Here is a 13,781-nt window from a genome sequence, read left to right as displayed (position 1 = left end):
GGGGCTTTTTTATGTGGATTCAAAATACTGATACCGGTTCAACTTGGTTTGTTGAGGATGAACACGGTAATAAGCTTTTGAAAGAGGACAGATACAAAAAAGTACAGTCGCCCATTAAAAAAGCTGAAAAAAACAGCAAAAAGACAGCGGACAAAACAACAGATGAAGAGAATCAAGAATCTGCTGACGCTGGTGAAAAAGCATCTGACGAATAGGAGGGATAGCGGTGGATAAAGAACAAACTGAAAAAGAGCTTTTGAAGCCGTTAACCCGTAAGATGCAGGAGTTTTTACGGAAGCTGAAGCGGCTTTTTCGTGGTACTTCCGAAAAAATACTTTCCAAGTTGACTGCCCTGTTTGTCAAGCTTGATAAAGGGCGCGAAATCAGCCTTGCTGACGCGAATCGGAGTAATGATCTTTCTCAGATTAAGAAGGATATAGCGTCATTGATTACTGCCCTTTCTGCAAAGGTTAAAACGGCTGTTCTTGATTTTCTGAATGAAACCTACGAGTCATCGTATAACTGGCTCATGCTTGGTATCCTATCGGCCGTCGGCTTTAAATTGTCCCGTTCATCGAAAGGAAAATTGCCTGTCACATGGGCGGCGCCCGCGTCAATCTCGCAGACTATCACAAGCAAAAATATGCTCAAAGCAATCGAAACGGACCGTAAAAAGACAGTTCAGAAGATCAATCATACGATTGAACGCGGCTTTATTGAGCGGAAACGCTTTGTTCAGGTAGCGAAGGAGCTGGAAGCTGATGTGGGCGTCAGTTATAACCGTGCGCAGCGCATTGCCAGAACAGAAATGCATCGAGTGCGGGAGAAAGCGACACTGGACGCAGCTACGAAAGCTGATTCCAATGGTATTGCCATGAAAAAGATATGGCACAACATGGGTGACGAGCGGGTTCGTGAGGGAAGAAACGCGGATCATGTTCATTTAGAAGGCCAGGCCAGGTTTGTAAATGAGCTGTTTGATCTCGGTCAAGATAAAAACGGCAAGTCTGTGAGGGCGCCGGCACCGGGACAAAGCGGAGATCCCTCAAATGATATAAATTGCAGGTGCTTCGCGACATATGAACCCGTGCTTTGAAAGGACTGAGAGAAATGGACCTGTCAGAATTAAAAATACGGTTGGGAATCCCCGAGGATGACACCTCGCAGGATGCAAAGCTACAAATTGACCTTGAAGACGCAATTTCTTTCGTTAAGGAGGAGTGTAATAACTCTTTTGTCGGACCAGACGGGGTTGAATCATTACCAGGTCCTGTGAAGAAAGGAATTGCCCTCATGATTGAAATAGACCGGGATAGCCCGAAAGGCGTCCAGGCTGAATCAATTGGCGGAATGAGCAAGACATACACGGCGGATGACGTAAGGTATAAACCTGCGTTTGATTTTTTTCGGCCATACAAAAAAATTCGTTTTAAACCATTGAGGTGATCAAATGGGGCGCCGAAATATCCGGGTGCGGGATACAAACCGTATACCGGAATTACTTAGGAACCTTGGACCAAAAGGAAAAATGAAAGTCGGTGTGCTGGACGGCGACCGCCAAATGATCGCGGCTGTTCACGAGTTCGGTTGCCGTATTGCTGTAACTGAGCGCATGCGGAATTATCTTGCTGCCAAAGGTCTTTATCTCAAGAAGGATACACAATTTATTAATATCCCTGAACGGTCATTCTTACGGGGTGGCTGGGATGAAAATGAAGCTGAGATTGTACAAAAGGTAGAGGAACTGGTCAATAGAGCCATAGAGAACGGCGATTCTATTAATGACATCATGAACGCGGTCGGGTTACTGGCAAAGGGCCGGCTGCAGACTTATGCAAGAGACTTGCGGAGTCCTGCCAATCATCCTTTTACAACGGAGGAAAAAGGCTCTTCAAATCCGTTAGTAGATACCGGGGAAATGATCGGTTCTATGGATTACGAGGTTGAAAGCTAATGAAAAATCACTTTCAGTTCGGTGATCTGATTGAGAAATACAGCGTTGATTTTACATTGTTGCTCCCGGCGTCTGAGGGGTTTTATGACGATCTCGGAAAATGGGTAGAGGGCAAGCCGGTGGAATCGGAAGAAAAAGGCGCTATTGTCCCATTGCAGGCGCAATTAATTTATCAATCCGGCGGACGGCTTACACAGATGGACAGGCAACTGTACTTCCAGAGGAAAATCCCTTTCAAAGCTCAAGTGGTTTTTGATGGAGTAACCTTTTTGGTGGAAGCAATGACGCCATACGGGACATACGCCGATTTCAATTCCTATATCTTAAAGGCGGTGAGCAATTCAGATGGATTACAACAGCATAATCAGAACGGTTCTCAGAATGATTAAAGAGAAAACCGGCCATGTCGTTATCGAAGCAAACGGGACAGGTAAACAGCCTGAATACCCTTTTTGCACGTATACCGTTACTTCTCCGTATTTACCGCAACACAGGGGTGTTGAGGAACAAGGAGTGTTAACGGAAGACATTGAGCTGGTTTTTTCTTTTACATGGATTTCAAACAGTCACATTGAAGTCATTTCTCTTGCTCAAGAAACAGCTTCTTACTTCAAAACTGCTGACGCGCGCCAAACGCTTCATGATAACGGCATGGCGTGGGTGAGAAACGATGGCTTCGGGAATCGGGATACATTTATCACGATAGACACAGAACGCCGTCACGGCTTTGATATGCGTCTTAGAACGCGAGCGGCTTATGGAGAGACACAAGCGGAGTTTTTTGATTCCGCACAAATAGAAACCATAGGAGGTTAAACACATGCCACTTAGTGATGTAACGGTCAAAATTGACCTGGTGAAACCGTCGAATCTTAAAGGGTTAGGAACACCCCTAATTCTTGCGAAGGTTGCCGGACACAACACTTATAAAGAATACGGCTCAATAGAAGCTGTCAAAGCGGATTACCCAGAAGGAACACCCGCATATAAAAAGGCTGCTGCTATTTATGCGCAGGGCGACAATGCTCCATCAAAAGTAGCCATCGGTACTTACGGAGGTAACCCGGAAAACGGGGAAAGCGACGGAGCGGGAGCGGCTGCCACATTTACGATTCGGAATGCTTTTGACGAGTATTTTGATAATGATTGGCACTTCCTCATTCTTGCTGATGCGACGGCAGACGAGAAGCTGGAAGCAGCAAAAGCGATGGAAGAAAAATCATACAAATTCCTCGTTCTGCAAGTAACAGATCGGGAAGAAGTCACTTCTTATACCGGGAAGGACCGGACAATCGTTTTTTATCACCCGATAACAAGCGAGCATCCAGACGCCGGACTGGTTGGTGCCGTCGGCTCCCTGACAGTGGGTTCAGTTACTTGGAAGTTCAAAAACATTGTGGGAGTCACCCCGCAAGACCTGAAAGCGGACGAGCTGCAAAAGCTCCACAAAGAGGGAGCTATCGCTTATGTGACCAAAGCAGGCCACAGCGAAACGTCAGAGGGCATTACTGCTTCAGGCGAGTATATTGACGTCCTGCACGGCAAGGACTGGGTGAAATTAAATATTGAAACATCCATTCAATCGGCATTCTCAAATAACGGTAAAATCCCGTTCTCGAATGCCGGTTTTTCATTGTTGAGTGTTCAGGTTACGAATGTACTTCAAAAAGCCTTTTCAAATGGAATTGTCGCTTCTGATGAAGACGGTTTGCCCGTTTACACAATCAGCACAAAAAAACGCTCTGAAGTATCAGACGAGAACAGAAAAAATCGCGTGTATGACGGCCTTTCTTTCACGTTCGAATTAGCCGGCGCGGTTCATTCCGCCTCAATTACAGGCGAAATTTCAATCTAAAGGGGGAGAATAGTCAATGGCTGCTTATGTTTACGATGCGAACGAGGTCAACACGAATATCGACGGGAAAATCGTTACTGGTTATTCTGAAGGTACCATGGTTTCGTGTGCTAAAGACGAAGAAAAGTTTTCAACAAAAGTCAGCGCTAAAGGTGATGTGAGCGTTGCAACAAAAAACAATCCGTTAGGCACAATTACGCTTACTCTGTCAATGGGTTCGCCGTTTGTGCCTTATTTAAATGGCTTGGCAAACACGGCCAAAACATTTCCGATATGGGTTACTGGCGGACAGGAGAAAATCGGCGGCACTGAAGCCATGGTGAAAAAGCCTGCCGATGCTGAATTCGGTGACGAAATCGGAGATCGTGAATTTGAAATTCAAGTTTTCGATTATACAGTTTTAGATCAGTAAGGTATTAATCATGTCGAAAAGAAAAAAATCAAATGCAAAAAAGCAGTCCACTCGGGCTGCTTTTCAATATATGCAAACCAAACAATCGGAGGGAAAACCTATGTCAAAATTCGGTAAACAAAAGAAAGTAACAATCCAAGGAACTGAGTACACTCTTCAACACCCAGGAACGCGTCGTTCAATTGAATTTAACGATGAGGCTATCAATATCAATACAGGAATGTTTTCGTCTGCGAAACTGTATGAACTGTACATGAAAGAAGTAGTTGTTGAACCAAAAGTAAGCTATGGCTATTTTGATGAAAAACCTGGTTTCCTTGAGCTGATGAAAGAGGTTCAGACCTTTCTTAGCGCCGAAAATGAAGCCGAAACACTTCTACAAAAAGAAGGCGAGTGACAACTGGCCTATGTATCGGCTTGTGATGTCTGAGAAGTTTTCTTTCACAGAGGTTTCAGCAATGGACCTCGATACGTTACTCGAAGCCAATGCGGCTTTGGACATCCATCTGGCTGAAGAAAACAAACGAAACAAAAAGAAATAAGGGGGGTTAAACGTTGACAGACGCCTTGCGGAGTACGCATATTGATGTGGAATTAAACGTTGATACCTCCCCTCTTGAACGAGCAAATCGCCAGATTGATAGACTTGTTGATCATACGGATAATGCGGCCGGCCATTTTTCTCAAATGCGAACGCAAATGTCCAACATGCACAGGGAGCAGCGAAGGTTCAGGAACATGAGTATGATTCTTGACAGTTCTTCGCTACAAACTGCTGTGCGGACAATTGAAAATCTTGGCCCCGCATTTGACCTTATGACGTCTCATGTGGAAAGCCTTAACCGGACCATTCAACAAACGAACAGATTAGTGCAAAATATACCGTCACGCGTGAGCATCGACGTTGACCAATCATCATTAAACAATGCAAATGATCAAGTTGATAGGCTGCGAAACAATTTGCATAATGTGGACATGCGCCGGGTTAACGGGGGATCATCACAAACCGCGGCGGCCATGCCTGCCCCTGATTACAGGGGTATGCGTTATTACGGGCGGGAAATGGACTTTTTGCGCGGCTCGACACGCGGACTTGAAGCAGATACTATTCAAATGGTCAATGAAATGCGACGGGCTTGGAATGAGGAAAGATACGGAATGAATGGTTTCCGTAACGAGCTGATACGGGCAAGATATGGCTTCTTTCAGTTAGGCCAAGAAATGGACAACTGGACCGGGACAAATGAACAGTTCATGGATGAAGTGTACAGGCTAGGCCGTGAGCATAAAGCGGTTACTGACAACATGATCAAAAATAATAAAATGATGCGCATGAGTATGTTGCAGTCCATCGGAACGATTATGGCAATGTCAACCCAATCGGAAAAGATTGCTGCCAATTATGACAGGATGGCGAACCCGTTATACCAAGTCAACAAAGCGGGGCTTGCCGTCTCAAATACCCTTGAAAATATGGCGAAGCAGGGAACTGCGGCACACTTGGCCTTGAAGATGCTCGGGCCAACTGCAAATATGAAACAGCTTCAAGATATGACAGCCATGATAACACAGGGGTATATGCGTTTTCAGATGGTAGCGCTTGGCGCAGCCTTCACAAACTTTTTCCTATTCCAAGGGTTACACAAGGCGGCCACACAGACCGTTCCCGGTTATTCAAAGGCTTGGGAACAAATGTGCAGCACTCTTTTAAAAGCAATTCAGCCGGCCCTTGAAGTGTTCGGAACCGTTGCCATGTCAATTTATAAAGGCGTTACTGCGATCGGAAAGATGATCATTCAGTTCAATAAAGCTCATCCGGTGCTGGCGAAAATGATACAAGGATTTTTATTGCTCATCCCTGTTTTAACCCTGCTTTTATCGCCTTTGGCAATAGGAGTGGGGTTATTTAATGGGTTTCTCGGGGCTCTGAGCAGTCTTTGGATGTTCATTGGCCCGGTAGTAACGGGGCTTGCTGCCATGTCAGGGACAGTCTATGTAGTCGCTGGCTCAATTGTCTTGCTTGTAACAGGCATTTATATGCTTTACAAGAATTTTGACAAGCTTCAAGAGCGATTCAAACCGGCTACGGATGCCATGAAGCGTTTTGCGGATACCGGAAAAACTGCGGTAGTCAGTGCCTTCCATACCATGATTAAAGAGGTACAGGGGCTTAAACCTGCATTTATGAAAGGGTTTGAGGATTCGCAAAGGGTTGCTGTATCCGCAATTCATAAGATGCAAGCTGAATCCTTAAAATTATGGGATCGGTTGGGCGAGTCACACCCTCATTTGGTCGCCGGGATCGAGGCTGCTTACAAAACGGCAGTTGATACTGTTTCCTCATTTGTTCAGAATGCAGGAAAACGAGTAACCGACTTTTTCGGAAAGGGATTAACCGAAGGGCTGAACAGCTTTATTAAAGGCTTTATGAATCAACTCAAGATTGGTTTATCAAGCTTTCAAGGGATTGTGTCAATAATTGCTCCTATTATTGCGTCGATTGGCCTTTCTTTCTTGGGAGTATCCGGACCGATAGGGATAGCAATTGGGGCGATCCTCAGTTTTGTAGGGTATTTGTATCGTTTGAAAGATGCAAACCAAGCGGTCAGCAGTGCAATTCATTCGGCGTGGGCGACTGTTCAATCTGTGCTGACAACGGTATTCACGGCCATTCAGCCGATTATCACGACAGTACAGCAAGTTTTCAGTCAACTGGTAGCACAACTGACACCGCAATTTCAGCAATTAGCTGGTCAAATGCAACAGACGTTCATTCAGCTTACAGGAAATCTTGTTCTTTTAGCCGCAGCCGTTTCACAAACACTTTCAACGATTGGCCCACAATTGATTCCATTGATCCAGCAGCTATTAACTGCATGGATGCAGGTATCAGGGCAATTAATGACGAGTGTATTGCAAATTGTCAGTTCAATTTTGCCGTTACTTGTTCAAGGATTTCAGACTGTTTTTCCGGTCATTCTCAGCGTGATAAATGCGGTCTTACCTATCATCATTCAATTAGTCAGCAGTTTTTCAGGGGTTATCGTTACGATAATCCAGACTGTTCTGCCTATCCTGGTTCAGACAATTCAGATGGTCTTTCCTTTGATTATGAATATCATCCAGCAGGCTCTGCCGATTGTGGTTCAACTGATTCAATTACTCGGATCAACAATCGGACAAATTGCCATGCAAATTCTGCCGTTGATTTTAACTGCGGTGCAACAGGTATTTCCGATCATAGGGCAGGTCATTTTGGCGGTCCTCCCGGTTGTCGCGCAGCTTCTTACTTTAGCGGCAAATATTATTTTGCAGCTTGCGCAGGCGGCTTTACCAATTTTAATTCAGGTGGTCCAGCAGGTCTTTCCGCAAATTGTGCAGATCATTCAGATGGTGCTGCCTATTGTTGTTTCTCTACTGCAAGCCTTGGCAAACATCATTACTACGGTTGTAATTCCGGCGATCCGTTTCATCCTAAATATCGTGACTGCTGTGTTTCCGGTTGTGCTCTCGATAATTCAAGTTGCACTTAAAAATATCATTGCGATCATACAGGGTGCAATCGGCATTATTATGGGAATAGTGAAGGTTTTCAAAGGCTTATTCACTGGGAATTTCCGCATGATGTGGGACGGAGTGAAGCAAATCTTCTCTAGTGCAGTAGGAATGGTGAAAAAGCTTGTAAGCAATATGGGTGCAGCAATCACTGACAGATGGCTTTATATAAAAAATAAAGTCGCGTTATTGGCATATGATCTGCGAAAGAAAGTCATGGATCGTTTCAACGATTTAGTTGACGGGGCCAAGAAATTACCGGGCAGAATCGGTGATGGAATTAAGAACATGGCTCACAAGGCTGTATCTGGTGTGACTAGCTTAGCGAACAAACTTTCCGGCGCACTCGGAAAAGGCGTAAATGGTGTAATCGGCGGAGTAAACTGGGTACTCGATAAGATCGGTTTGAAAGATAAGCATATCCCAAAATGGGAAGTACCTAAATATGCACACGGAACCGGAGGACACCCAGGAGGTCCGGCGATACTGGGAGACGGTAAAGGGGCAAACGCTGGCCCTGAAATGTATCGGACACCTTCAGGACAAGTAGGGCTCAGCCCTGCAACAGATACACTGATGAACCTTCCAAAAGGCACTGCGGTCTTATCTGCAAAACAGACAAGGGCTGCATTAGCGGGAGTTCCAGCATACGCGAAAGGCACAGAAGGAAATATATTCACAAATGCATGGAATGGTGTGAAATCCGTTGCTGGCAAAGTGAAAGATGTTGCTGTTGATGTTTTTGATTACATCGGGCACCCCTCTAAGCTTTTAACAAAAGTGTTAGAAAAAATGGGTGTCTCTGCACCTTCTATGGCTGGCTCGTTCGGTGATCTCGCAAAAGGGGCTTTTAACTTTGTCAAAAATAAGGCTGTAGGTTTTGTCAAAGGCAAAATGTCCAGTTACTCTGCCAGCTTTTCAGGCGGCGGCTCGAAAGCCGTCAAAAAGTGGGTAGCTCAGGCGCTGTCAATTAAGCATTTAGGCCCTGAATACGCAGGGGCACTCGAAACAATCGCAATGAAAGAATCAGGCGGAAACCCCAATGTTGTTAACAATTGGGATTCCAATGCAAAAGCCGGCCACCCGTCACAGGGGTTAATGCAGTTCATCCCAAGCACCTTTAACGCCCATAAAGAACCTGGACACGGAAATATTAAAAATCCGGTTGATCAAATTCTAGCGTCTATTAACTATCTGAACAGCAGATATGGCGGTATCATGAAACATCCCGGCTTGGTATCAATGGCGCACGGCGGGCCGTACAGAGGATATGCAACAGGCGGCGTAATCAATAGCCCGCAGGTTGCGGCACTCGGGGAAAACGGTTGGCGGGAATATGTCATCACGACTGAACCGCGTTACCGTAATCAATCACTGGGAATGTATGCTGCGCTCGGCAAAGAGCTTGGGGCTGAAACTGGATATACACCAGAAAAAGCAGCAAGCAGCAGCGGTGGAACGTCTGTAAATATTACATTCAGCCCGTCTATCAATGTAAAAGTTGAGGGCGGAAGTGCAAAAGTTGAAACTGATATTTCAAAGGCTATCACCCAATCACTGGAAGACTCTTACGACAGCCTGGCGGCTCTTTTTCAAGCGGAGGGGGTTTATTAATTGGCGAAGCTTGGGAAGGTCAATCTTGTTAACGAAAAAGAATCAGACGGGGCGGATGTGGAAGTCACATCTTATCCCGTTGAAAAAGGCGTGCCGATTACCGACCATGTGCAGAGAAAACCGGAAACCACAAGTGTTTCCGGTTATTTACTTGGGAAGACGGCAAATAGCGACTATGAATATTTAAAAAAGCAAGCATATGCCGGCAATCTCCTAACCTATACCGGGCGAAAGGTCGCAAAAGACGTGATCATTACGAAAATCGACCGCGATACAGGGGAATTTTCAAACGGGTTTGCGATAACAATCTCTTTACAAGAAATCCGCATTGCAAAAAGCCCGTGGGTTAAAAAGAAAGTGAAAACAGCCGGAAAAAAGAAAAAGGCTAATAAGAAAAAAAACACAAAAAAATCCAGCAAGATTTATCACAAGGTGAAAAAGGGTGATACGTATTGGGGCTGCGCCCGCAAATACGGAACTACTGTCAGCGCATTGAGGCGGCTCAATCCATGGCCTGACAGAAGAATACCTATCGGGGTAAAGATGCGGATTAAATAGGGAGGGCACGGGAAATGGCTACGAGGGACTACATTCCTTTTGATAAAGAGGATATTCCGCAGCAGTTCGAATTTGATTTAGCGGATGACACGTTTATTCTGCGTATAAATTACAATCAATCCGATGATAGTTTTTCACTGGATTTATATGAGCAGGATATGACGCCTATCGTGCTGGGCGAGAAGCTTATACTTAACGTTCCTCTGTGGACTGACATTGTAAATGAAAACCTGCCGGCCCCCGCCCTTATCCCTTTAGATGAATCAAATTCAGAAACACGGGTTACATATAAGAATTTCATGGAAACCGTGTTTCTTTTTATTGATGATGTAGCTGACGGATCGGAGGGGGATGACATTGGCGACGACGAATAAAAAGTTGTTTGGCCGGGTTGTCAAAATAACCATTGATAACGGCAGTTCGCAGACCACATTTGATTACAAGGATTTAGAAATTCATTTTGAAGTGCCCTTCGATGATGATTTCAAACCCAATGAAACAAAAGTTGAGATTTACAATCTCAGCAAAGATTCGATCAACAAGATAAAAAAAGGCAGCACAATAACGGTTCAGGCCGGGTATCGAGACGATTACGGCGTTTTGACGATTGGCAAAGTGACAAAGGTTCTGAATAACTGGAACGGTTTGGATAAGGTAACGTCGATTTATTCAAAAGACGGCGACGATTATACTCATATGAAAGTGACAACTGCCAATGCTGATCCAGCCGAGAAATATTACGTCAAAAAAAGATATAAGCTTGCAAAGCCGGTTGTTACTGTCAAGAAAGACAAAAACGGCCGAACGTACAAAACTGTCAGGAATTACGGGACGCGGGAAGAGGTTAGGTATCGCAAACGATACATGAAGATTACTTTTAAAGCCGGAACCACTTCGAGGCAAATTATAGATAAACTGCTACGCGTTCTCGGAATTAAAGTGAAAAACATTATCCTGCCGAAAAATAAGGTGTACAAAAAGGGTTACCGGGTGACTGGCTTAATAGAAAATAATTTAGAAGAAGTCATACATGATGCCGGAGCCGTTATGTACTATCGACGAGGGAAACCGGTTATTCGCCCACTTAATCAGGGCGATGATGAGCGTTTCAAATTAGAAGAGGCCACCGGGCTAATTGAAACACCTGAGCAGGTCGAGGAAGATAATTTCAAAGGTTATAAGGTGAAGTGTCTTCTTCAGCACCGAATCGCTGTTGCTTCAATTATTGAAATCAACAGCAAAACAGCAAAAGGAAAATATCGAGTGAAGGAAGGCACCCATTCGTTTGATGGAAGAGACTTTTTCACAGAATGCAAGGTGATGTAATGAGTAAAGCGACGAGGTTTTTCGATGCTTTTGAGAAAAGAATCAAACTATCCATCCATACACTGGCCCCGGCTCGCGTTGTGAAATACAATGCGGAAAAGCATACTGCTGATCTGCAATTGTTGTTTCTTATGAATGATGGTGAATACCTTCATGAATACCCGTTAATCGAGCATGCACCAGTTTTAAAGCATGTTGAACCTGATATAAAAGTTGGTTCCTCGGTCTTTGTTTCATTCGCTGAAAGATCCCTTGATAACTTGGATGGAAACAAAACGTTTGATCCTGATTCTCGACGAACGCACAGTATCAATGATCCGGTGGTCATAGGAGTGTGGGAAGGATGAAAACGCTCAAGCTTGTAGACGGTGATCTATGTTTTGAAAACGGCACTCTTCAGATGGTCGAGGGGAACGAGGAAATTGCTCAATCAGTCGAATTAACCTTAAAAACACGGTTAGGGGAATTTACTCTGGATGAACATTTCGGCTTGGATCGGAGTAACATTGTCGGGAAAGGCTTTGACCAAGAAGAGGCGCAATACGACATCATTAATGCTGTGACACAAGACGAGCGCATTGCGAGCGTTGAAACGGTTGAGTTTTCTTATGATAAAGAGACACGAAACCTATCTGTCCACTTGAAAATGAAGAAAGAGGATGACCAAACAATCGAACTGGGGGGTGTTGATCTTGCTTGATGAAACAGGATTCCAACGGCAGACCTATTCGGAGCTTCTTGACGGCATGGAGGACAAAGCGAAGGAGCTGTTTGGCGAAGATATAAACACGTCAAGCAAAACGCCATTAGGCATTATCCTACGTATTTTTGCTTGGTTTTTGGCGGGAATTTGGGACATTGCAGAGCGGGTTTATAATAGCGGCTTTGTCAGTAAATCGGAGGGCGTTCAGTTGGACAGGTTGGGAAGTAATTTCGGTATAAGCCGGGAGCCGGCAGCCGAGGCGGTCACTACTTTGTTTTTTACGGGGGAACCCGGTTTCGTCATAGAAGAACAAACCCAATATACAACGGAATCCGGTATTTATTTCGAACTAATCGAGGACGTTGTAATCGGGTATGATGGGACGGGAACAGGTGCGGCTGTGTCGCTGTCTAAAGGGATTATTAACAATGTCGCGGCCAATACCATTACTGAACAGGCCGAGACGTTAGAAGGCGTTTATTCAGTGAATAATCCGGAAGCAGCTTCCGGCGGTACTGACGAGGAATCTGATCCAGAATTCCGGGCACGGATTAAAAAGTCTGTTGAGGGCAGTTCTGCTTCTACGAATGGTGGCATCATTTCGGCATTACTTGCCGTTTCGGGCGTTCGTTCAGCAAATATAGTTGCAAACAATACCATGCAAACGGATGCGGACGGCAATCCACCGAAAAGCATTCATGCCTATGTCCTCGGGGGAACAAAAGTAGACGTGGCGCAAGCTCTGTTTGACAGCGTGGCGGCAGGTATTGAAACAGTCGGAGAACAATCGGTTGTCATTACGGATGCAAGTGGTTTGGATCACGATGTCAAATTTGATTTTGCAAAAGAAGTGAAAATTTATGTGCAGCTTGATTTAAAAACAAACGCTTCATTCCCTGCTGACGGCGTGAGTCAGATCAAAAACAATCTCGTATATAAAATTGGCGGGATTGATGAAAATGGTTCATCTTTTACCGGCTCGCAGATGGGTGACGACGTTATTCTGTCGCAACTTTTTAACGCTGTATATCAGGTGAATGGGGTTTCAGATGTGACTATACAAATCGGGAAAGATGCGGCTTCTCTCGGTCAGTCAAATATTACAATTGAACCGAGAGAAGTTGCGCAAGTTCACTTCTCTGAAATAGTGGTGAATCTGATATGATCAAAGATTTAATAGGAAAGCTAACTGATGCGTTCTTGAAAGACGAAAAGAGCAATATCGGGAAGCTTTTTTTAATTGTTGATGAACAATTGACAGCATTAAAAAAATCACTGACAACGGCGGAACAATGGCGGGATATTGACGCGGCGCGCGGGAAATCGCTGGACCTTCTCGGGGATAACGTTGCCCAGGATCGGGGGCGGGCCACTGATGAAATATACCGCGTGCTCATTCGTGGAAAGGTAGCCCGGAATGCCTCAGACGGGACAACGAACCGGATTATTGAAGCGCTGGCGAAAACATTGAACTGCAAGCCGAGTGAAATAAACATTGTGACCAGCAAAGAAAACAACCAGGATGAACCAGCTGCAATCATTGTGAAAAAGGCGCCGATCGAGGCATTAAGTAAGGTAGGAATGAGCGAAACGCAATTTTCGAACATCGTTCAAAAAACGGTGGCTGCGGGGGTTCGAGTTGCTTATGTGGATTTAAACGGCACTTTCTGTTTTTCATCATCAGCCAGCACCATAGAAACAAGCGAATATGGGTTTTCTTCTGATGGAAAAGACGGCGGGACCCTGGGGGGCATCTTCCGGCCAGAAGATGATTACCCGTTACCAATTTAAGGAGTGTGAAGCA

General features: G+C 44.9%; 17 protein-coding genes. All 17 read left to right on the top strand.

Annotation, left to right across the window (positions count from 1 at the left end):
• The first annotated feature begins 11 nt into the window (after positions 1-11).
• The 17 genes from SB847_RS09195 (at position 12) to SB847_RS09115 (ending at position 13,768) form a co-directional block, all read left to right on the top strand.
• Positions 12-215, top strand: coding sequence for a DUF7302 family protein (locus SB847_RS09195; RefSeq protein WP_016938712.1), 204 nt, complete (start codon positions 12-14; stop codon positions 213-215).
• A gap of 11 nt (positions 216-226) precedes the next feature.
• Positions 227-1,096, top strand: coding sequence for a phage minor head protein (locus tag SB847_RS09190; protein WP_410577587.1), 870 nt, complete (start codon positions 227-229; stop codon positions 1,094-1,096).
• Between the two features lie 14 nt (positions 1,097-1,110).
• The gene (locus SB847_RS09185) at positions 1,111-1,446 is read left to right on the top strand and encodes a phage head-tail connector protein (protein WP_410577585.1); all 336 of its coding nucleotides are present in this window, start codon (positions 1,111-1,113) and stop codon (positions 1,444-1,446) included.
• Positions 1,447-1,450: 4 nt separating this feature from the next.
• Complete coding sequence (locus SB847_RS09180; RefSeq protein ID WP_410577583.1) at positions 1,451-1,954, top strand: hypothetical protein; 504 nt, start codon at positions 1,451-1,453, stop codon at positions 1,952-1,954.
• Complete coding sequence (locus SB847_RS09175; protein ID WP_103042008.1) at positions 1,954-2,343, top strand: hypothetical protein; 390 nt, start codon at positions 1,954-1,956, stop codon at positions 2,341-2,343. The genes SB847_RS09180 and SB847_RS09175 overlap by 1 nt, the downstream gene beginning before the upstream one ends.
• Positions 2,300-2,770, top strand: a complete 471-nt coding sequence (locus SB847_RS09170; protein WP_042635086.1) for a phage neck terminator protein — start codon at positions 2,300-2,302, stop codon at positions 2,768-2,770. Before SB847_RS09175 ends, SB847_RS09170 begins: the two co-directional genes overlap by 44 nt.
• 4 nt (positions 2,771-2,774) lie before the next feature.
• Positions 2,775-3,809, top strand: a complete 1,035-nt coding sequence (locus SB847_RS09165; RefSeq protein ID WP_014470554.1) for a DUF3383 family protein — start codon at positions 2,775-2,777, stop codon at positions 3,807-3,809.
• A gap of 16 nt (positions 3,810-3,825) precedes the next feature.
• Positions 3,826-4,221, top strand: a complete 396-nt coding sequence (locus SB847_RS09160) for a phage structural protein (RefSeq protein WP_410577580.1) — start codon at positions 3,826-3,828, stop codon at positions 4,219-4,221.
• Positions 4,222-4,321: 100 nt separating this feature from the next.
• The gene (locus tag SB847_RS09155) at positions 4,322-4,618 is read left to right on the top strand and encodes a hypothetical protein (RefSeq protein WP_410577578.1); all 297 of its coding nucleotides are present in this window, start codon (positions 4,322-4,324) and stop codon (positions 4,616-4,618) included.
• Between the two features lie 158 nt (positions 4,619-4,776).
• Positions 4,777-9,390: a transglycosylase SLT domain-containing protein gene (locus SB847_RS09150; protein WP_410577576.1), complete on the top strand. Its 4,614-nt coding sequence runs from the start codon at positions 4,777-4,779 to the stop codon at positions 9,388-9,390.
• Positions 9,391-9,948: a LysM peptidoglycan-binding domain-containing protein gene (locus tag SB847_RS09145; RefSeq protein ID WP_410577574.1), complete on the top strand. Its 558-nt coding sequence runs from the start codon at positions 9,391-9,393 to the stop codon at positions 9,946-9,948.
• Positions 9,949-9,962: 14 nt separating this feature from the next.
• The gene (locus tag SB847_RS09140; protein WP_129003885.1) at positions 9,963-10,322 is read left to right on the top strand and encodes a phage baseplate plug family protein; all 360 of its coding nucleotides are present in this window, start codon (positions 9,963-9,965) and stop codon (positions 10,320-10,322) included.
• Entirely contained in the window at positions 10,306-11,274 is a 969-nt protein-coding gene (locus SB847_RS09135) for a phage protein (RefSeq protein ID WP_410577572.1), read from the top strand. Before SB847_RS09140 ends, SB847_RS09135 begins: the two co-directional genes overlap by 17 nt.
• A complete protein-coding gene (locus SB847_RS09130; RefSeq protein WP_016938720.1) occupies positions 11,274-11,621 on the top strand; it encodes a Gp138 family membrane-puncturing spike protein in 348 nt (115 codons plus the stop codon). Before SB847_RS09135 ends, SB847_RS09130 begins: the two co-directional genes overlap by 1 nt.
• On the top strand, positions 11,618-11,974 hold the full coding sequence (locus tag SB847_RS09125; protein ID WP_410577570.1) for a DUF2634 domain-containing protein: 357 nt from the start codon (positions 11,618-11,620) through the stop codon (positions 11,972-11,974). The genes SB847_RS09130 and SB847_RS09125 overlap by 4 nt, the downstream gene beginning before the upstream one ends.
• The gene (locus SB847_RS09120; RefSeq protein ID WP_410577683.1) at positions 11,958-13,142 is read left to right on the top strand and encodes a baseplate J/gp47 family protein; all 1,185 of its coding nucleotides are present in this window, start codon (positions 11,958-11,960) and stop codon (positions 13,140-13,142) included. The genes SB847_RS09125 and SB847_RS09120 overlap by 17 nt, the downstream gene beginning before the upstream one ends.
• Positions 13,139-13,768: a hypothetical protein gene (locus tag SB847_RS09115; RefSeq protein ID WP_410577568.1), complete on the top strand. Its 630-nt coding sequence runs from the start codon at positions 13,139-13,141 to the stop codon at positions 13,766-13,768. Before SB847_RS09120 ends, SB847_RS09115 begins: the two co-directional genes overlap by 4 nt.
• Positions 13,769-13,781 lie beyond the last annotated feature (13 nt).

Origin of the sequence: Bacillus sp. SIMBA_026 (assembly GCF_046535335.1) — a bacterium.
Classification (GTDB): Bacteria; Bacillota; Bacilli; order Bacillales; family Bacillaceae; genus Bacillus; species Bacillus velezensis.
This window is presented reverse-complemented; position numbering and strand designations above follow the sequence as displayed.